17 protein-coding genes are annotated in these 21,283 nt (G+C 33.1%); 4 read left to right on the top strand and 13 right to left on the bottom strand.

Translation table 11 applies throughout. From position 1 onward, the window contains the following. Positions 1-16: 16 nt before the first annotated feature. From iolD to LQ622_RS10200, 4 genes are read right to left on the bottom strand one after another with little or no spacing between them, the layout of a single operon-like run. Positions 17-1,930 (bottom strand): 3D-(3,5/4)-trihydroxycyclohexane-1,2-dione acylhydrolase (decyclizing), encoded by a 1,914-nt coding sequence (gene iolD, locus LQ622_RS10185; RefSeq protein WP_239762677.1) that lies wholly within the window; start codon positions 1,928-1,930, stop codon positions 17-19. A 13-nt stretch (positions 1,931-1,943) separates the two neighbouring features. Next, on the bottom strand, positions 1,944-2,903 hold the full coding sequence (gene iolC / locus LQ622_RS10190; RefSeq protein WP_084755318.1) for a 5-dehydro-2-deoxygluconokinase: 960 nt from the start codon (positions 2,901-2,903) through the stop codon (positions 1,944-1,946). Positions 2,904-2,916: 13 nt separating this feature from the next. Further along, complete coding sequence (iolB, locus tag LQ622_RS10195) at positions 2,917-3,735, bottom strand: 5-deoxy-glucuronate isomerase (protein WP_126477340.1); 819 nt, start codon at positions 3,733-3,735, stop codon at positions 2,917-2,919. Positions 3,736-3,751: 16 nt separating this feature from the next. Next, on the bottom strand, positions 3,752-5,206 hold the full coding sequence (locus tag LQ622_RS10200) for a CoA-acylating methylmalonate-semialdehyde dehydrogenase (RefSeq protein WP_103360919.1): 1,455 nt from the start codon (positions 5,204-5,206) through the stop codon (positions 3,752-3,754). A 204-nt stretch (positions 5,207-5,410) separates the two neighbouring features. Here LQ622_RS10200 and LQ622_RS10205 point away from each other — a divergent pair, with 204 nt between their 5' ends. Continuing rightward, entirely contained in the window at positions 5,411-6,166 is a 756-nt protein-coding gene (locus tag LQ622_RS10205) for a DeoR/GlpR family DNA-binding transcription regulator (RefSeq protein WP_185805808.1), read from the top strand. Positions 6,167-6,637: 471 nt separating this feature from the next. Here the strand turns inward: LQ622_RS10205 and LQ622_RS10210 are convergent, their stop codons facing one another. The 7 genes from LQ622_RS10210 to LQ622_RS10240 all read right to left on the bottom strand — a co-directional run bounded on the left by LQ622_RS10210 (position 6,638) and on the right by LQ622_RS10240 (position 13,970). Further along, positions 6,638-7,903, bottom strand: coding sequence for a Gfo/Idh/MocA family oxidoreductase (locus LQ622_RS10210; RefSeq protein WP_239775095.1), 1,266 nt, complete (start codon positions 7,901-7,903; stop codon positions 6,638-6,640). A gap of 180 nt (positions 7,904-8,083) precedes the next feature. Then, positions 8,084-9,574 (bottom strand): N-acetylglucosamine-specific PTS transporter subunit IIBC, encoded by a 1,491-nt coding sequence (gene nagE, locus LQ622_RS10215; protein WP_159316164.1) that lies wholly within the window; start codon positions 9,572-9,574, stop codon positions 8,084-8,086. A gap of 221 nt (positions 9,575-9,795) precedes the next feature. Continuing rightward, positions 9,796-10,152 (bottom strand): zinc ribbon domain-containing protein YjdM, encoded by a 357-nt coding sequence (locus LQ622_RS10220; RefSeq protein WP_025904427.1) that lies wholly within the window; start codon positions 10,150-10,152, stop codon positions 9,796-9,798. Between the two features lie 80 nt (positions 10,153-10,232). Beyond that, a complete protein-coding gene (locus tag LQ622_RS10225) occupies positions 10,233-10,820 on the bottom strand; it encodes a helix-hairpin-helix domain-containing protein (protein ID WP_239762671.1) in 588 nt (195 codons plus the stop codon). A gap of 16 nt (positions 10,821-10,836) precedes the next feature. Beyond that, complete coding sequence (locus tag LQ622_RS10230) at positions 10,837-12,429, bottom strand: ABC transporter permease (RefSeq protein ID WP_239762670.1); 1,593 nt, start codon at positions 12,427-12,429, stop codon at positions 10,837-10,839. A gap of 1 nt (position 12,430) precedes the next feature. Further along, a complete protein-coding gene (locus tag LQ622_RS10235; RefSeq protein WP_239762668.1) occupies positions 12,431-13,327 on the bottom strand; it encodes an ABC transporter ATP-binding protein in 897 nt (298 codons plus the stop codon). Between the two features lies 1 nt (position 13,328). Then, entirely contained in the window at positions 13,329-13,970 is a 642-nt protein-coding gene (locus LQ622_RS10240; protein WP_126477348.1) for a TetR/AcrR family transcriptional regulator, read from the bottom strand. Positions 13,971-14,464: 494 nt separating this feature from the next. On the opposite strand from LQ622_RS10240, the gene LQ622_RS10245 reads away from it, so the two are divergent. The 3 genes from LQ622_RS10245 to LQ622_RS10255 all read left to right on the top strand — a co-directional run bounded on the left by LQ622_RS10245 (position 14,465) and on the right by LQ622_RS10255 (position 18,454). Further along, positions 14,465-15,829, top strand: coding sequence for an amino acid permease (locus LQ622_RS10245; protein ID WP_196307620.1), 1,365 nt, complete (start codon positions 14,465-14,467; stop codon positions 15,827-15,829). Positions 15,830-16,049: 220 nt separating this feature from the next. Continuing rightward, positions 16,050-17,219, top strand: coding sequence for a hypothetical protein (locus tag LQ622_RS10250; protein WP_037590096.1), 1,170 nt, complete (start codon positions 16,050-16,052; stop codon positions 17,217-17,219). A 17-nt stretch (positions 17,220-17,236) separates the two neighbouring features. Continuing rightward, positions 17,237-18,454: a metal-dependent hydrolase family protein gene (locus tag LQ622_RS10255; protein ID WP_159316158.1), complete on the top strand. Its 1,218-nt coding sequence runs from the start codon at positions 17,237-17,239 to the stop codon at positions 18,452-18,454. Between the two features lie 83 nt (positions 18,455-18,537). On the opposite strand, the gene LQ622_RS10260 is transcribed toward LQ622_RS10255, so the two are convergent. Both LQ622_RS10260 and LQ622_RS10265 read right to left on the bottom strand, forming a co-directional pair. Further along, positions 18,538-19,917 (bottom strand): NAD-dependent succinate-semialdehyde dehydrogenase, encoded by a 1,380-nt coding sequence (locus tag LQ622_RS10260; RefSeq protein ID WP_239775097.1) that lies wholly within the window; start codon positions 19,915-19,917, stop codon positions 18,538-18,540. Further along, positions 19,880-21,271 (bottom strand): APC family permease, encoded by a 1,392-nt coding sequence (locus tag LQ622_RS10265; RefSeq protein ID WP_239775099.1) that lies wholly within the window; start codon positions 21,269-21,271, stop codon positions 19,880-19,882. Before LQ622_RS10265 ends, LQ622_RS10260 begins: the two co-directional genes overlap by 38 nt. Positions 21,272-21,283 lie beyond the last annotated feature (12 nt).

Below are 21,283 nucleotides of genomic sequence, written 5' to 3' on the forward strand. Positions count from 1 at the left end.
GTTATGAATCTCCTTATTAATATTGTTTTGCTTTTTTCATAGCTTGAACCTTTTCTTGATATGATGTATTTATATTTGATTTTTCACTATGTTCGGATACACCAACATTCCAGAATGATTCATATCCGTCAGTCATTGTTTTAGGTAAAGTCTTAATTTCTATTAATGTAGATTTTGTTTCTTTTTTAGCATCTTTAATTGCATCTTCTAAAGCTTGAAGACTGTTAACCTTGTATGAAACAGCACCATATCCTTCTGCAATTTTCTTATAATCTACATTCATGACTTTGCCGTTATAATCATTAAATTCAGTACAAAAACTTTCACTACCATTACCCATTTGTAAATTGTTGATACAACCAAATCCACTGTTATCAAATAATACAATGTTAATTTTATAGTTATATTGCAATGCAGTTAGTAATTCAGTGTGCAGCATCAAGAAACTTCCATCACCAACTAATGCATATACTTCTTTTTGGGGATTTGCTATTTTTGCACCAAGTGCAGCTGCAATTTCGTACCCCATCGTAGAATAACCATATTCCATATTGTAAGTATTAAATATATCGGTCTCCCACAATCTTTCTAAGTCTCCTGGTAAAGATCCAGCAGCGGCAACGATTATTGCATCATTATCGATTGTTTCATTAACTTTAATAACCGCATTTGTTTGTGGTAATTCCGTTTCTAAGGCTTCAATGTATTGATTAAGTTTTTCTTTACTAAAATGACCTGATATTTCAGCTTCAAAATCATTTTTATTAATATCTACATGAGATAATCTTTCTCTTTCTTCTGACCATTTATTTTTTAAATCATTTACTTCATCTAATGTATTAAATTGACATTTACTTAATGCTTTATCCAATAAACTAATTGATATTTTTGCGTCTCCAACTACTTGTATCGCATCTAATTTATAAGCATCAACTCTATTAACATTAATGTTTATAAATTTTGCATTATCAAAGTTAGCTACTGTCTTTGAGCTAGTTGTAAAGTCTGAATACCTTGTTCCAATACCAATAATGACATCAGCTTCTTTTGCATATAGATTGGCTGCTAAATTTCCTGTAACGCCAAGACCACCAAGATTCAATGGATGAGAGGCTTCTATTGTTGATTTACCTGCTTGAGTTTCTGCAATGGGAATATTCGTTTTTTCTATAAATGCTTTTATAGCATCTTGAGCTTCTGAATATTTAGCACCACCACCAACAATTAATAGTGGTTTTTTAGCTGTCTTCAATAGTTCAACTGCTGCATCTATTGATCTATTAGAAGGTTGAAGTCTATCAACATAATGTACGCGCTTTTCAAAAAATGTTTTTGGGAAATCGTATGACTCTCCTTGAACATCTTGGCTCAATGCTAATGTCACAGGACCCGCTGTTTGAGGGTTTGTCATGACCTCAAATGCACGAATTAAGGCAGACATGATTTGCTCAGGTCTCGTTATGCGATCAAAATATCTCGAAATTGGTTTTAACGCATCATTTGTAGTAATACCAATACTTTGAGGGTTTTCAATCTGTTGTAATACTGGATCTGGTTGACGAGTTGCAAATGTATCTCCTGGTAAAAATAATACTGGTATATGATTTGCTGCGGCTGTACCTGCTGCCGTTACAAGGTTAGCAGCACCTGGACCGACAGATGTTGTCACTGCAAATACTTTTTTTCGTAAACTTTGTTTACTAAAACCAATTGCTGTATGTGCCATACCTTGTTCATTTTTGCCTTGGATTATTTTTAATTCTTTTTGATAATTTGATAGTCCTTCTCCTAAACCAAGGACATTACCGTGGCCAAAAATATTCATGACACCTTCAACAAATCTTGTCTCTTTTCCATCAATCGAAATATATTGTTTCGTCAAAAATCTAACAATTGCTTCTCCAGTTGTTAACTTCACTGTATTAACCATGTTTAATACCACCTTAAGATTGTTCTTTAATTAAATTTTCTATTTTATCAACTGTAGGCATCGCTTCAGATGAACTATGACTACTTACAACAATCGCTGCTGAAGCTGCACCATATTTCAATGCTTCTTCAACTGACTTACCTTTAACTAATGCATAAATAAATGCGGCTGCGTATGAATCGCCAGCTCCAAATGTTTTAACGACATTGGCTTTAAATGCTTTACCTTCATAAGTATTGCCTTCTTTATCAAATGCATTTGAACCCTGCACACCGTGTTTAATGACAACTAAATGTGGATTAGCTTTAAATAATAGTTCACTAATTTCTTTGTCTGATAATGCTTTATATCTTTCGACCATATCAAATTCATCACGTGTTCCAATTACGACATCAGCTTGTTCAGCGACTAACTCATAGTAAATAGAAGTTTCTTCTTCGTCTTTCCAACTATAAGGTCTATAATCCAATTCAAAGATTACTTGTACATTATGTTTTTTCGCTAGTAACAGTGCTTTTAATACTGCTTCTCTTGATGGAGATTTAGCTAATGCCGTTCCTGAAATAAGCAAATATTCTGAATTTTTAACGTATGATTCATCTACATGTTCAGGCGCTAAATATAAATCTGCTACTTCTTCTCTATACATTAATATGCTAGACTCACTCGGACTTTTAATTTCTGTAAACGTTAAGCCGATTTTATGTCCATCTTCATCTACATGTATTTGAGAAGTATCAACACCTACTTCTTCAAAGTAATTCGTAATAAATCTTCCATGTTGATCATCTGATACATTGGCAATCATACCCACATCTAAACCTAACTTTGCTGTACCAATCATGATATTAGCTGGTGAGCCACCAACATATTTGCGAAATGATTCTGTTTCTTCCATTGGTCTATTAATTTCTATTGAGTTTAAATCTATTGCTGCACGACCTATTGCTATAATTTGTTTTTTATTAGACATTCACGTACACCCCTTATTCTCTATCAATAATCCATTCATGATCTGGTTGATTATAAAATTTCCAAACTTTTTTAGGTCCTGCCATAACATTTAAGTAATAACCATCGTAACCATCCGGTACAGCTACTGGATGATAACCTTTAGGCACAACAACAACATCACTATTCTCTACTGTCATCGTTTCATCTAATGAAAGGTCGTCTGTAAACACACGTTGAAAGACGAAACCTTTACTTGGATTCATTTCATGATAGTAAGTTTCTTCAAGTAATGATTCATTTGGTAAGTTATCAACGTCATGTTTATGTGGTGGATAGCTCGACCAATTACCTTGATCTGTATACACTTCAACGACAAGTAATTTTTCACTCGCTGTATGTGTATCAGGTAAAATATTATGAACATGTCGTTTATTTGAATATTTACCTCTATCTTCTACTGAGTTCTCAGATGCTGGGATTAATTGTGTTGCTCTTTCTTCATCTGCTGGTGAATAACAAAATACAACTCTTGAATCTTTATTCGCTTTAATCGTTACTTCATGATTTTTTGAAATATAGATACTGTCTGTTGGTATTTTTTCAAATACTGAATCTCTTGTTCCTAAATCTTCATAAGAACTTTCTCCATCTGACACATCAATATTGCCAGTTAAAGCGACAATACATAGTTCAAAATCACCTGTTGATTCTGTGTAAGTACCTTGTGATTTTATGTCTAACACTTTAAAACCAATATAAGCTAAATCAATATCTTCAGGTTTCAAATCATGTATTACTTGTACATCATCACTTAATGGATGATGTACAGGTTTATTTAATAATCGAGCCATCTCTATTTTTCACTCCTTAAAATTGTGGATTACCATGTCTAGCAGTTACGACTTTACGGTGTGTGTAGAAATCAATACTATCTTTACCGTTCGCATGTAATGAACCGTAGAATGATGATTTCCATCCAGAGAATGGGAAGATTGCCATTGGTGCTGGTACACCTAAATTAATACCTAACATACCTGCATCAATGTACTCTCTGAAGTATCTAATGGATGATGCACTGTCTGTAAATAAACATGCACCGTTCGCAAATTCAGATTGATTCGCTAATTGAATGCCTTCTTTTAGATCTTTTACTTTAACAAGTGATAGCACCGGTGCGAATATTTCATCTTGCCATAATTTCATATCAGTTGTAACATCTTCAAAAATAGTCGGTTTTACGAAGAAACCATCTTTGTTGTTGTCTTCTCTACCATCTAATACGAGTTTGGCACCTTCTTCGACACCTTGATCAACGTAATTTAATGTACGTTCAACATTTTCTTCTCTAATAACTGGACCTAAGAAAACATTATCTTCTAAGCCATTTCCGATAACGATATCTTTAGAAGCTTGTACAAGTTTTTCTTTAAATTCGTCATAAACACCTTCTTGAACAGCTACTACAGCTGCTGCCATACAACGTTCACCTGCTGATCCAAATGCTGCACCAATTACATCTTTAACTGCGCCATCAATGTTCGCATCATTTAAAATGATTGTATGGTTTTTAGCACCTGTTAAACATTGCGCACGTTTTAAGTTTTCAGTTGCTTTTTTATAAACATATTCACCTACTGGTTTAGAACCAACGAATGATACAGCTTTAATATGTTCATTTTCACAAATGCCATTCACAACATCATGTGCACCATGTACAACATTGAATACACCTTTTGGAAAACCTGCTTCTTCAATTAACTCTGCAAGTTTATTAACAAGTAATGGTGTCTTTTCAGAAGGTTTAATCACAAACGTATTACCTAACGAAATAGCCATCGGGAACATCCAACATGGCACCATCATTGGGAAGTTGAATGGTGTGATACCACCTACAACACCTACTGGATATCTATAGCTTGTTCCTTCTATATTTGTAGCGATACTTGAAAGTGAGTCACCCATCATTAAAGAAGGAGCACCTGCAGCGAATTCAACATTCTCAATACCTCTTTGTACTTCACCTAAAGCTTCTGTCGTATTCTTACCATTTTCTTTTGTAATAATTTCAGCTAATACTTCTCTATTGTCTGTTAGTAATTGTTGAAGTTTGAATAAAAGTCGAGCACGTTTAGGTACAGCAACTTCTTTCCATTCTTGAAACGCTTCATGTGCAATTTTTGCCGCTTCATCTAATTCTTCTCTAGTTGAAACAGGTACTTTAGCAATCACTTCTTTAGTAGCTGGATTGTATACATCTATTGTTTCCTTACTTTTTGACGCTTGCCATTGTCCATTAACGTAATTCTTTAAGATTTCTACCATTTACATATCCTCCAGTTATAAATATTAAAGTAACCGCTTTCATCACCTTTTAAAAAATGAGTATATATTGATTAACTATTGGTTACTTGTTGAGATAATATTATAATAACGAGTAGAATATGTCAAATTTTGAGTAACTTATATTTTTTATAGTTGTTATATAAGCAAATTTTGGGTATATTGTAAGAAATGGGGGAATCGTATATGAAATCTAAACGAATTTATGAAATAGAATCTTTCATAAAAAAAAACAAAACAGCTTCAATTGATGAATTGAAGGACACATTTAATGTATCTGTTAATACAATAAGGCGTGACATCAACCTTTTAGTAGATATGAATGTAGTTAAAAAAGTTTATGGTGGTATTGAAGTTATCGAGGATGAATATAAAGCGGTTGATTATCAAAAAAGAAATGTTGAGAATTATCAATCAAAAAAACATATCGGTCAATTAGCTGCTGCACATATCGAAACTAACGACATTATTTATATTGATACAGGAACAACAACAATACATGTATTAGATTATGTCGACAAAAAATTATCATTTACAATTATTACGAACAGTCTTGATATCATGAATAAAGCTTCACAATTTGAAAATGTAACTTTATTTATCATTGGCGAAAAATACAAACCACGTACACGATCATTCATAGGAATAGATACTAATATTTTATTGAATAAATTTAATATTAATAAATGCTTTATGGCAGCTACTGGTGTTAATATTCCAAATGGTCTATCTAATTCAGAGATGGAAGAAAATTTAATCAAACAACTTATTACAAAAAAAGCACGGGAAACTTATGTTTTAGCGGATAATAGTAAGATAGGACATTCAACATTACTAACATACTGCAATTTAAGTGACGTAGACAAAATAATTACTAATAAAGTACTCCCTCAAGAAATACAACAGTTCTGCGATGAAAATGATATTAAGGTACTATATTAGTTAATAAATATAACACGCGTGGATTTTGTGGGGCACTAACGATCTTGTTTGCGACTCTTGAGCGTTAGCGCCTCGTTTTCGCGCATTTTTTTAAATTTATTACCCGCTAACGATCTTGTTTTACTTTCTTGAACGTTAGAATTTCTAACGATCTTGTTTTCGACTCTTGAGCGTTAGCGCCTCGTTTTTGCGCATTTTTTAAAATTTATTGACCGCTAACGATCTTGTTTCGGTTTCTTGAACGTTAGAATTTCTAACGATCTTGTTTTCGACTCTTGAGCGTTAGCGCCTCGTTTTTGCACATTTTTTAAAATTTATTGACCGCTAACGATCTTGTTTTACTTTCTTGAACGTTAGAATTTCTAACGATCTTGTTTTCGACTCTTGAGCGTTAGCGCCTCGTTTTCGCGCATAACAAAAAGACGTGATACTGCTATTTTCTATCGGTATCACGTCTTTATTTATCTTATATTATGATGTCAGGGCTATTTCATTATAGAATTCGTCTATATTTATGGATTGCCCGTGGTTCAGTCTTGATTCTTCTGCTGCGAATGCCATTAAGTGACTGATTAAGGATTTACTTGCTATTGATTTAGATACATTTTGATCTGAGCTATTAATTGCATCTATAAAATCTCTTATAATACCTTCGTCTCCTCCACCATGTCCACTGCTCACTTCTGGGAATTTAATGACTTTTTCTTCTCTTGTTAAAAAGTCAAAAATACTTATTTCATTTGTTTCCATATTTCCTCTTATTTCACCTTTTGTTCCCATTATTTGAACTATTCTTGTTTGTTCTCTTGTAAATGCGCTCATACTAAATGTTGCTGTTGCGCCATTTTCAAATTCCATATTCACAACTTGGTGATCGACAACGTCATTATCTGATTGGAAGACGCATTTTCCATAATCCGTATGATTTAATCTTTCAATGATCGCTTCGTTAGAATTTTCTTCTGTAAATTTCATCGCCCATCCTCTACCGATACCTAAATAATACCTTCCAGCGTGAAATGGACATTCATTTTCTACTGGGCATCCGTCTAGACATCTTAATGGTGCGCCTTCTGGTTTGTTAGCTTCATTAAAGTACATCAATGAACCAAAGGAATTGATCCTTTTACAATCTTGATCCATGATATAACTGATAATATCCATATCATGGCAAGATTTAGCTAATATCATTGGACTTGACTGTTCTTTACTTTTCCAATTTCCCCTTACAAAACTATGAGACATATGCATATATTCTACATTTTCATTAAGTTGGATAGATGCAATCTGACCAATATCTCCATTTTGAACGATAGATTTTATTCTGCTCCAGAATGGTGTATATCTTAATACGTGACAAATCGTTAATGTTCTATCCATTTCTTTCGCTTTTTCTACCATTTTAATGCACTCTTCAGGACTAGGAGACATCGGTTTTTCAAGTAATACGTGATATCCTAAATCTAATGCTTTCATCGTTGGTTCAAAATGAGCTTTATCTTGAGTACATATAATTGCTATATCAGCTTCTGGCTTTAAGTCCAATAATGCTTTCCATGATTCTTGTACGTATCGTTCATCAAGATTATGGTGACTGCTTACACGTTCTCTTCTTTCTTTAACAGGTTCTGCTACCCCAATTAATTTAATTTTATGGGGTAAAGATTTTATCAAATTCGCGTAAACTCTTCCCCCACGGTCACCTGCACCTAATAAAATCGCTTTTTTTATACCCATTGAATCGTCCCCCTTTATCATTCAATAGTTTCATATTACTACTATAAAAGTAAAAAATCACACATTTATCATTATTTTTTGTTCATATTTGTTCAAAATTGTTATTATTATAAATAAAAAAACAGTAGGCATTCAAATTATAAAAATGAATGTCTACTGTTTAAATATTGATATATTCAATTAATGACCTTGATTTTGTTGCATTTGCATCAGTTCATCTGCTGTAAATTGTACATCAGTTCCAATAATAATTTGGATATTTTTATCACTAATTACTTTGTTTCCTAATGCGCCAGATTGTTTGATTTTTTCTTGATCAACAACGCTTGTATCTTTTAAAGTTAGACGAAGTCTTGTTGCACAGTGATCGATAACTTCTATATTATCATTACCACCAATTGCTTCATATATAAGCTTTGTCTTATTAGAAACTTTCACACCACTATTGTTTGTTGAAGTACCCGCTTCATCTTCTTCAAGACTAGGATCTTGCTTTGCCGCTTCTTCCATTAAGCCATCTCTACCTGGTGTCTTAAGATTAAATGTACGAATCGCAAAATCAAATACAACGAAGTATACGACACCCATAATCAAACCAAGGACAAGTAACATTAATGGCTTATTCGCAATTGGAATACTTAAACTTAATAAATAATCTATTAATCCTGCACTAAATGTAAATCCTGCAGTCCAATGGAATGTTGCTGCTATAAATAATGAAATACCTGTTAATAACGCATGAATTCCAAATAACATCGGTGCTGCTACTAAGAATGAGAATTCTAATGGTTCTGTGATACCAGTTACGAATGAAGCAATCGCTGCTGTAACCATTAAAGAACCTACTACTTTTCTGTTACGCTTTTCAGCATTTTTCCAAATCGCTAATGCTGCAGCTGGTAATCCAAACATCATAATTGGGAATAAGCCTGCTTGGTATCGACCAGTTATACCCGCTTCACCTTTACTAGACCAGAAGTTTGCAATATCATTAATACCTGCAATATCAAACCAGAATACTTGGTTTAACGCATGATGCAATCCAAATGGTAATAATAAACGGTTAAAGAATCCGTATAACCCTGCCCCAAGAGGACCAAGTTTAGAAATCATTTCCCCAAATGACACTAATCCATTATATACTGGTGGCCAAATAAACATAAGCGCGATAGAAATCACTAACATTGCCGCCGCTGATAATATCGGCACAAGACGTTTACCACTAAAGAAAGCAAACGCTGTTGGTAATTTCGTATCTTTAAATCTATTGTAAATTGCAGCTGTAACTAGACCACAAATAATCCCGATAAATACATTACTAATACCCGTAAATGCGATATCAACTTTATCCTCAGCAATATGCAATACTTTCGCCATTGCTTCTGGCTTTAGTACTTGTGTAACCACTAAAAATGATACAAGTCCACTAAGTGCAGCTGCTCCATTTTTATCTTTAGACATACCGAATGCTAACCCTACTGCAAATAGTATTGGTAAATTATTAATAACGGCTAAACCACCATTTGCTAAAAAGTTCGCAACGCTATTTCCTTCCCCGTTAATTGCACCTGAATCAATAAAAGATGCGATACCTAAAAGTAACCCAGCTACCGGTAAAATGGAAATAGGTAGCATTAGAGACTGTGCAAATTTTTGCATATAAGCCTTCATATTTTTCTCCCCTTATATATTTGTTGGAAACGTAATCTCTATTACATATTTACCACAAAAAACATTTGATGTATATAACGAATTAATATTTCAAAAACTTAAAATAATCAATTAATAATTTTTAACAAAAAATAATAAGCATTTCGTTAATATTTATATCAACATACTTTCTAAAAAATTAAGAGCCTGCAACAATTTCAATGTTTCAGACTCTTATACGCTTATTTATTCACTTTTTTAACAACTGATGACTTCAATCCGATTTGTCCAAAGCCAGGTATTTTACAATCAATGTCATGACCATCTTCTGGGTCTACTAATTTGATACCTTTAACTTTTGTACCTTGTTTAATAGAATTAGATGATCCTTTTACTTTTAAATCTTTAATGACCGTTACAGTATCTCCATCATTTAATTCAACACCATTTACATCTTTAATAACTGTGTTTTCTTCATTTGATGCATCTTCGTCGTTTATAGACCATTCATGATTACACATAGGACAAATATAAAATTGTCCATCCTCGTAAGTATATTCTGAATCACATTTAGGGCAATTTGGTAATGTTGCTTCCATCTTTCAACCTCCGAAAGTTTATAATAACCTCTATAATTTATCACATTTTCATAAATACTGGTATTGGATTTTTCATAAATTTAAGGTTTCATGATGATATATGACGTAATCGCTTTTACTTTAGCATCTTTTTTATGATTTTCAAATTCATACATTTCAGCAAAATAAATTTCCTCACCAGAATTCAATATAATTGTGCCATGTGAAGAAGCTTCTTTACCGTGCGTAAGCATTGATTTAATTTCAAGGCTAGATACTTTTTGCAAGTGTTCATTTATTTCTTCTAAAAATGCTTTTCTACCCTTTAATTCAAAAGAACCCGGTACTTTCCATACTAAATCATCTGTTAGCCATTCAGTGAGATACTTTTCATCACCAACTAGTGAAGCAATCACAATGTCTCTAATAATTCTTCTTTTTGGTGCATTATCACATTTTAAATCTCCCAGTACAGTGAATTTTACATTTTTTAAATCATCATCTAATTGACTAAATGATAACCCTTGTTCTACTAATGCTTCTTTCAAAATGCCTATTGCTTTTGGTCCCATACCATGTAGTTTCGCCAAATTATGTTCATCTAATTGAGCAACCTGTTCTAACGTCGTAATGTTGATCGTATTCAAAGCATTTGTTGCTGGTTTCCCTATTTTCGGCAAATTTGTCATCCGAACACAGCTCCCTTTATGAAATGTCTTTTCGTTTAAACCCTATAAATCCAATCATGATGAGCACTATAGATATTATGATTAATATACTTATACCCGAATAATTCATATCTTCAACAGGTATTTCAGGAATATGATGAAATGGCGTTATATCTTTTAACCAGTCTTTAATATTTAACAATTGTCCTAAGTAAACGACAAAAAATGTATAAGTTAAATATAAATAAACAATAAAGTGTCCTTTATTAAACCATCCTAAAAGTACAACACCGAGTGCTACGAAAGATATAATGGCTGGTATATGCACAATCCCTGCCTTTATTATTGTCCAAAAACTAAATGGATCATCTAACACAGATGCTTGGGCAATATACAAACCGAATGCAGCTATAAAAATCATAAAAATAGCATTAAATAATGAAACAACTAAATAACTACTCAACAATTTAATTCTTGAAATAGGTCGAGACATTATAAGTTCTATTCGATGAGTATCTAATTCGTTTTTTATTTTGTATAAACTTAATAGTGCAGGTATTGTTGATACGATAGCCATTATAATCATTAAAATAGGTAAGAATGCTTCTATATAATGATCACCTTTACCAGCTACCATTTGCTGCAACATTTCATTATCTTTGATAAAATCGTCTAACTCACCAAATACTGATCCATATGAAGCCCCAAATACAAGCATTCCTATTGCCCAGGAAATAAGCCCTACTTTATACAATTTAAGTTGTAAACCGAGTGGAGATAACCATAGTTTATGTGCAGTTCTTTTACCTGGTTTAGAAGGCAGTATGCCAGACTCTATATCCCTTCTAAAATAAAGTATCATCGCTATCATCAATAATATAATAGCCGTTATCAAAGTTATGACGATTGGCCACCAATTATTTTCAGAATAAGCAAACGTTCTTGTAATCCATCCTAGAGGTGAAACCATAGAAATATCTTCATTTATGACATCACCAACCGCTCTCACTAAATAGCTTAAGAGCAGTACTGTAATACTATAGCCTGTAACACTACTACTTGTTTCAGTTAACTGTGCGAATATAGCTGTCATCATACCAAATAGAATACCAATTGCCCCTAATGAAACTGCATAAACAATTGAACCTTGCCAATCCACACTATCAATATTCATTAAAGGTAATATCACCATAATCAAAATGGTTATCATGATATTCACAATAATCATCTCAATAAGTGCACTTACGAGAGGTGATACTTTTCCAACTGGCAATGCTCTAATCATTTCAATACGACCTGCAGATTCATCTCCTCTTGTACTTTTTGAAACAAGTAAAATACTCATTATTGCAACGAGAATACCTGTAAATAGTAACATCTCGTGTGTAAATAACACACCAACTGATACGTGTTCAAATTGACCTGGTCCTAACATTGCTTCCATTGCAGGATTTTTAGAAGTTTCAACAATTGGTTGCATATCTGATTGGTGTGGATACATACTTTTAAATGTTGATGGAATGATAACTGTTAAAACGACAATACCTAATATCCAAAACAGCATTTTCCATTTATGAGTCTTGAGGTAAAATAACGTTAATTGTCCAACACCGCTAAAGAGATTATTCATATTACTCACCTCTTTCAATATTCACACCATAATGTCTCATAAATAAATCTTCTAATGTAGGTGGCATACTTTCTAATTTCAGCAACTCAAATCGACTTAAATATTTAATAATATTAGAAACTTGCTCTGAATCCACTTGAAAATGATACGTCTCTCCTTCTTTAGAAATATCATGTACACCATCTTGCTCTTCTAAATCTGTTAAAGCTTCTTTAGACTGAACGACGAAATGCATTCTCGTTAAATGTCTCAAATCATCCAACGTTCCCATTTCTACGATTTCACCTTTTCTAATAATGCCGACTCGGTCACATAGTTTTTCTACTTCACTTAATATATGACTTGATAATAGAACACTTTTGCCCTCTTTTTTCTTTTCTAATACACATGATTGGAATACTTGTTCCATTAAAGGATCCAATCCAGATGTAGGTTCATCTAATATAAGCAGTTGTGCATCAGTAGTAAATGCAGCGATAAGTGCAACTTTCTGTCTATTACCTTTAGAATACGACCCACATTTTTTAGTAGGGTCTAAATCAAATTTTTTAATTAGTTCATCTCTTTTCTCATTATTTTTAGTGCCACTTAATTTCAGAAATAAATCTATCACTTCTCCACCTGTTAAGTTTGGCCACAAATTCACATCACCTGGAACATAGGCAACTTGTTTATGAATTTGAACTGCATCTTTCCAAGCATCTTTATCAAATGCCTCAATAGTACCAGAATCAGGTTTAAGCATCCCTAAAATTGCTTTAATGGTCGTAGATTTCCCTGAACCATTCGGACCAATAAAACCAAATATTTCTCCTTCTTCAACAGTGAAATTTACACCGTTTAAAGCTTTAAATTTACCAAACGTCTTCGTAACATCATTTACTTTTAACAATGTCATATTAATCACGATCCTTATAGAAGATTTTACGCATTTCCTTTATATATAAATCGAATTCATCATAAAAGCTTTGATAATCATTCTGCTCGATCATTTGATGCGTTATTCGTGTCTTCATAGATTCTGCTAAACCATCAATCGAGTACTTTATAATATTGATAGACATTTCAACATTTAAATTATCTTTAAAAAGATCCTTATCTAAATCTTCAAATAGAGCATTTTGAACTTTACTTTGTAATTGTTTAATATGTTGGTCTTGTTCTTCAGATATATAATGATGTTCAGATTCCTCCAGAACAATTTTCGTTAAAAACTTCGACATATGAGGATGAATCGTCATTAAATTAGATTTTATTTTTGCTTGTTTAACTAACCTATTAAAAATATCTTTCTCAGAAGTATCAATCTGTTTAAAATAATATTCCTCAATGAAATCTAATGAATAATCCACAAGAAATTTAAATAGTCCTTTTTTATTTTTAAAGTAATAAAAAAGCATCCCTTTACCAATACCAGCATTTTCAACAATACGATTCGTAGAACTTTGTTGATAGCCATAATTAGAGAACTCCATCAGCCCTGAATTGATTATTTTTTGACGCTTTTCTTCATCTAAGTTATAGAATGCATCATTCATCATATACACCTTCCGAAATATATTAGACCAGTTCGGTCGACTACATCATAACGCTATCGACCACATTGGTCAATTATTATTACTAAATAAAAAAGCCGCCAATTCGCAAAATACGAATTGGTGGCTTTTTTAGTACTTACAGCACTATGTACTGACCCCTTTGTTTGCATACACAGATAAAAAATAAATCCAATTTAAATTAAAGACCTAAAGCTGTAATCAAATCTACGATTGGTTGTAAGATACTTGTTAACATAAGAAACCTCCTCCTTTGTTTAAGTTATTCTTATTCTATATCAAATAATTATAAGTACATAAAATGAGTAAACTTACATTACTCATCGTGTTATATATCCTCACCTTTGTCTTACATTTAAAAACATTTATTTATATTAATATGCAAAATACAAATAATCGTAGTATAATGCTTTTTATATTGTTTTTTAAATCTTATTGTTTACATATGTTTTATTGCATCTAAGGAGAGCGAATAGAAAATGGAAAATCATGAGTTAAAAAGAAGTATGTCTAACCGGCATATTCAGTTAATTGCTATTGGTGGCGCGATTGGTACCGGTCTTTTTCTTGGGGCTGGTAAGAGTATTTCATTAGCGGGTCCATCTATTTTATTAGTTTATATTATTATTGGTTTTTTCTTATTTATTATGATGAGAGCTTTAGGGGAATTATTACTTTCAAATAGTAACTATAATTCTTTCATTGATATTGCTGAACATTATTTAGGTCCTTTATTCGGGTTTTTAACTGGATGGACGTATTGGTTTTGTTGGGTTGCAACGGGTATAGCGGATATTACGGCGGTGGCTAAGTATATTCAGTTTTGGTATCCTGATGTTCCTGCATATGTTTCTGCAATTGCGACTGTTGTTATACTCTTAGGTTTAAATCTTATGACTGTTAAATTATTTGGTGAGGTCGAATTCTGGTTCGCGCTTATTAAAATTATCGCCATTATATTATTAATTGTTATAGGTTTATGGATGATATTTAATGGATTTAAATCTAGTACAGGTATTCAATCCGGATTTCATAATTTATATAGTCATAATGGTTTCTTCCCAAATGGTGCTATGGGCTTCTTACTGGCATTCCAAATGGCGGTATTTAGCTTTGTAGGAATTGAACTTGTAGGTGTTACAGCACGTGAAACGAAAGATCCTGAAAAGAATTTACCTAAAGCGGTTAATTCTATCGGTATTCGTATTTTAATTTTCTATGTATTAAGTTTATTAATCATTATGAGTATTACACCTTGGAATAAAATTGATCCTGCTGAAAGTCCATTTGTTAATTTATTTGTATTAGCTGGTATTCCAGCTGCTGCGGGTATTGTTAACTTTGTTGTGTTAACTTCAGCTGCTAGTGCTGCAAACAGTGGATTATTCAGTAATAGTCGTATGGTTTATGGTTTAGGTCAAACAGGTCATGCTCCTGAAGGATTAAGCAAGACAAATAAACGTGGTGTCCCTTATCCAGCATTAATCTTCTCAGGTGTTGTATTATTCTTCGCTGCGATATTAAATTATTTTATACCGGATGATGTATTTACACTCGTTACGACATTGGCTACGATATTCTTTATTTTTATTTGGTCTATCATTTTAATTTGCTATATCAAATTTAGAAAAGAAGATAAATCTTTACATGAAAAATCTAAATTCAAAAACCCATTTGGTGTGATTGGATCATATCTTGCATTAATATTCTTTGTATTTGTATTAGTTATTTTGTTCTTTGCAAATGATACACGTACAGCATTAATGTACTCACCATTATGGATTATACTATTGCTTGTTGTTTATTATTTGAATCAGCGCAAGCAATCTACTTCAAATGAATAAATCTTATAAACAGTAAACATCGTCATATGACATGTTTGCTGTTTTTTTATTGAACAAATGTTATATACCATCGAATAATATTTAAATTCTTGTTATATATTGAATGCAATTAATAGTGTAATATTTATCTATATATTCTAAATTTTTAGAAAATACTATTAACTTCTTGATTTAGATATGCTAAAGTTTGACTATTAACTTTAAAAAGGAGGGAATGCTAATGGTTAGTGAACCGCTTATTTCAGCAACAATACTATTCGCATTAATCGTTCTCGGGGAAATTATATCTTATCTTACAAAGGCTCGTGTACCAATGCTCTTAACAGCAATGGTCAGTTACTTGCTTTTATCTTGGGCAGGCGTCTTACCTGAAAAGATATTAGATAATGCCATTTTACCCTCACTTGGTGCGCTTATTATTGCACCAGTTATCATGCATATGGGTACAATGATGCCGCTTCATATACTTAAATCACAATGGAAAGCAGTTGTTATATCAATATTAGGTATATTGGGTTCTACAACCTTAATATTAGTCTTCGTTACGCTCCTATTTGATTTCCGTACTGCCGCTTCAGGTGTTGGACCTATTGCTGGAGGTATCGTCGCGCTGCTCATCACAGTCGAAAAGCTTCAAGATTTAGGATTGGCAAATCTTATTGTTTTACCAGCTATCGTTCAGGCACTTCAAGGTGTTATTGGTATGCCATTAAGTTCTATTCTTATGAAGCGCTATTCAAAATATTACTTAGCAAATAGACATTCAGATAAAAATGTCGCTAATATTTCTAATAAAAATGAATCCAAGAAAGAAACGATATTTAATAAGAATCCGTTACTTCAAAACAATGTCATCAGACTCTTTATTATGTTCTTCTTAGCAAGTATTGCCTTCATGATTGGTGAAGTAACAGGCATTCATTTCACGCTCATCAGTTTATTATTTGGTGTCATCGGTTTGAAAATTGGATTATTTGAACAAAAAGAACTGGAACGTAATCAATCATTTACAATTATGATGGTTATTATCATTTTAATCGTTATCGGTTCTATGGGCGGCATTAAACCACATGATTTATGGGAATACCTACCTGCTATTTTATCTATTCTTGTTATAGGTACAATTGGTATTTTAATTGGTGGATTTATCGGTGCTAAATTAATTGGATGGAAACCAACTAAAGCATTACCTGTTGCTTTAACCGCATTATATGGTTTCCCAGGTGATTTTATTTTATGTGAAGAAGTCAGTCGATCTGTTACTGATAATGAGGAAGACAGAGAAGATGTATTTAATGAGTTATTGAGCCCAATGATTATTGGTGGGTTTACAACAGTTACAGTAGCATCTGTTATTTTAACATCTATATTAATGAACTTTATTAAGTAATTGAGGAGGACTTAGATATGATTATAAAAAACATCAATTTAATAGACGGTACTGGAAAAGACATTCAACGAGGTGTTGATATAAAGGTTGAAAATAATGTCATTTCTGAAATTGGTACTCATTTAAATGGCGATAATATAATAGAAGGAAATGGTCAATATCTATTACCTGGTATGATTGATAGTCACGTACATGTTATGTTGGAAATGGAACCTTTAGAGAGAAGATTAGCTACACCTTTTTCATATAACTTCTACAAAGCAATTGATCATTTAAAACGAACAGTTGATGCAGGTGTTACAACCGTTCGAGATGCTTTAGGCGCAGATTTAGGTTTAAAAGAAGCTGTGAATGATGGTTTAATACTCGGACCACGTTTACAAATAAGTGTTAACGCATTAACCATTACAGGTGGCCATGGAGACAGTTATACTAAATCTGGTATACAACTCCCTATTTTGCAAGATGGCTATCCTGGATTACCGAGTGGTATATGTGATGGTGTGAATGAAGTCCGTAAAAAAGCACGCGAAATGTTAAGAGCTGGTGCTGATGTATTAAAAGTACATGCAACGGGTGGTGTAACAAGTGCAACTGACCATCCAGATTATACGCAATTCTCATTAGAAGAATTAAAAGTCATTGTAGAAGAAGCTCAATTTAGAAATAATCGAAAAGTTATGGCGCATGCTCAAGGGTTGCAAGGTGTTAAACAATGTATAGAAGCAGGCATTCACTCAATTGAGCATGGTATCTATTTAGATGATGAAGCTGTTCAATTAATGAAAGAAAAAGAAATGTATCTCGTACCTACATTACTCGCACCTCTTTCCGTTATAGAATTCGCTGAAGAACTAGGTATGAGTGAAAATTCTATTAAGAAATCTAAACAAGTCATGCAAGACCATATTGATAGCTTTAAAAAAGCCCATCAAGCTGGTGTGAAAATAGCAATGGGTACTGATGCAGGTGTCTTCAAACATGGAACTAATTTAAGAGAATTAGAGCTTATGGTTGAACACGGCATGACAGAAATGGAAGCCATTGTTTCGTCTACTAAGACAGCTGCTGAATGTTTAGGTTATGACGAAGACTTAGGTACAATTGAAGTAGGCAAGAAAGCAGACTTTATTTTACTAGATCAAAATCCTTTAGAAGATATCAAAGTATTAAGAGATCCAAATAACATTAAAGTTGTTTCAATAGACGGTCAAATCGTCAAAGACATTAGATAATATCATAGTATTTAAAAATGTATTCTAGAAATAGATACATATGAAAACCCTCTAAAAGTTGTCACTTTTAGGGGGTTCATTTATTACATATTACCGATTGATAAATATTTAGTTTCTAAATAAGGTTCAATACCTTCGATACCGCCTTCACGACCATATCCACTTTCTTTAAATCCTCCAAATGGTGCATGCGCTGCTGATGGCGCACCATCATTCCAACCTATCACACCGAAATCAAGCTTCTTATAAATATCAAATCCTGTACGATAGTCATTCGTGAAGAAATAAGCGGCTAAACCATATTCTGTATCATTGGCAACTTTAATAACTTCATCTAAGTCTTCATATGCCATGACTGCTGCGATTGGACCGAATGTTTCTTCGTGCATCACTTTCATATCAAGATTCGCTTGTCTAATAACGACTGGCTTTAAGAAATTTCCACCTAATTTTAATTGTTCTAATGGTAATGACAATTCTCCACCATGATGAACAGCATCTTCAATTTGGTCAATGACTTTATCTACAGCTTGTTGATTAATGAGAGGTCCCATTTCAACGCCTTCTTCTAAGCCATTTCCTACATTTAATGCATTTACTTTTTCAGTTAAACGTTCTGTATAAGCTTGTTCTATATCTTGATGTACATAAATTCTATTTGCGCTTATACAAGTTTGACCTGAATTTCTAAATTTAGTCGCGATTGTTTGATCAACTGCAAGTTCAATATCTGCATCTTTATGAACAATAACTGGTGCTAATCCACCTAATTCCATCGTGACATTTTTAACTGTATTTGCAGAATCTTTTATTAAATGTTTACCAACTGGTGTAGATCCAGTGAATGTTATCTTCTGTATAATTGGACTTTCAGTAAATATTCTACCTGCGTCTTTACCACTTAATACAACATATTGAATGGCATCTTTAGGAATACCCGCTTCATGTGCCAATTCAACCATTCTTATCGTCGTTAACGGTGTTTCTAAAGCCGGTTTACAAACAATTGTACAACCTGCTGCTAATGCTGGCGCCATTTTTCTCGCAATCATTGCTGCTGGGAAATTCCAAGGTGTAATTGCACCAACAACACCTACAGGGAACGGATCAGTGATAATTTTTTTACCTTTTTGATTAGCAGGTATTGTCTTACCATAAATACGTTTTGCTTCTTCTTGATACCATTGAATGTAACTATTCGCATAGGCAACTTCGCCTAATGCTTCTTTATAAGGTTTACCGTTCTCTAATGTAATTAATTCTGCTAATTCTTCTTTATGTTCATCAATTAATTGATACCATTTTAATAAAAGAGATGAACGTTCATGTGCGTCTTTTTCACGCCATGATTCAAATGCAACTTGTGCTTTATCAATTTGTTGAATAGCTTCTTCTTCAGAAGTATAAGGAATCGACTTAACGACTTCATTCGTTGCTGGATTGTATACTTTTAGCTGTTTCAAATACTTCATCCCCTTTTGATTTTGTTAAATATAAGACTGCTGCTATGCCATACCATACGAATACGATAATCCATTCATGTGGCCAAATAAGTGATGAAGGCATTCCTGGTAAATAAATTGCGATAAATGCAATACTTAAAATAACAGCAATCCAACCGACTACTTTACCACTTTTAATACGATATGGTCTTTCTAAGTTAGGCTCACTTTTTCTTAATTTCAAAAATGCACAAGCAACTAAGAAATAACCTAATACAACACCGATGCCACCAGCATCAACAATCCATACTAATGCAGGTCGACCTAATAAAGGTGCAACAAATGCTAATACACCAAGGAAAATAATACCGTGTGTTGGTGTTTTGTATTTAGGGTGAATGTATGCAAACCAGTTAGGAATCATATTATTTTTCGCCATCGCATATAAAATACGACTACCACCGATAATAAATGCATTCCAACTTGTGATAATACCTGCAATTCCACCTAATACGAGTAATATACCAAATCCACTTGATCCAAATAAATTCACCATTGCATCTGCTGTAGCTAATTCACTTGTACTTAATTGACTTGGTGTTAAACCTGTTGCAACACCAAACACAATTAATAAATAGAAGATAACCGATGCTATGATAGAGACAACTAAAATACCACCAATTTTTTTAGAAGGTGCTTTTACTTCTTCAGCTATTTGTGGAATAACATCGAACCCTACAAATAGGAATGGAATCATGATCAGAACAGACATTGTTCCACCTACACCACCATTAAATAATGGTTTCAGATGTGTAAAGTCACCATTGAATCCTGCACCAAAGAATAATAATAAACCTACGCCAACAATAAATATTGTAAATACAGTCTGCATAACTGCAGCTGGTTTAACGCCAAAGTAGTTTAATGACGTTAATATAACACTACCTAAAGAACCGATAAGTACCCAAGTTAAGTAAACATCCCATCCAGCTAAATTCCATAATAAACCAGAATGTTCAAATGGTATGACATAATCTATAACAGTTGGCAATGCGACTGCTTCAAATGTAATAACAGATACATAGCCAAATAACACTGACCAACCAGATATAAATGCTACACCTGGACTAAATGCTTTCTTAACGAAGACAAATCCGCCACCTGTTTCAGGAATTGCAGAGGCAAGCTCTGCATATGTTAATCCAATAAAAATTACTAATAATCCACCAATTACAAATGCGATAATACTACCTAGAAATCCTGCTTGTGAAATCCATTCTCCCGAAAGAACAACCCAGCCCCATCCAAGCATGGCGCCAATCGCGAGAAATAATACGTCTGCTATGTTCATTGATTTATTAAATTGAGAATTCATAATTATACCCCA

Origin of the sequence: Mammaliicoccus sp. N-M50, from assembly GCF_022386995.1 — a bacterium.
GTDB classification, from domain to species: Bacteria; Bacillota; Bacilli; order Staphylococcales; family Staphylococcaceae; genus Mammaliicoccus; species Mammaliicoccus sciuri_A.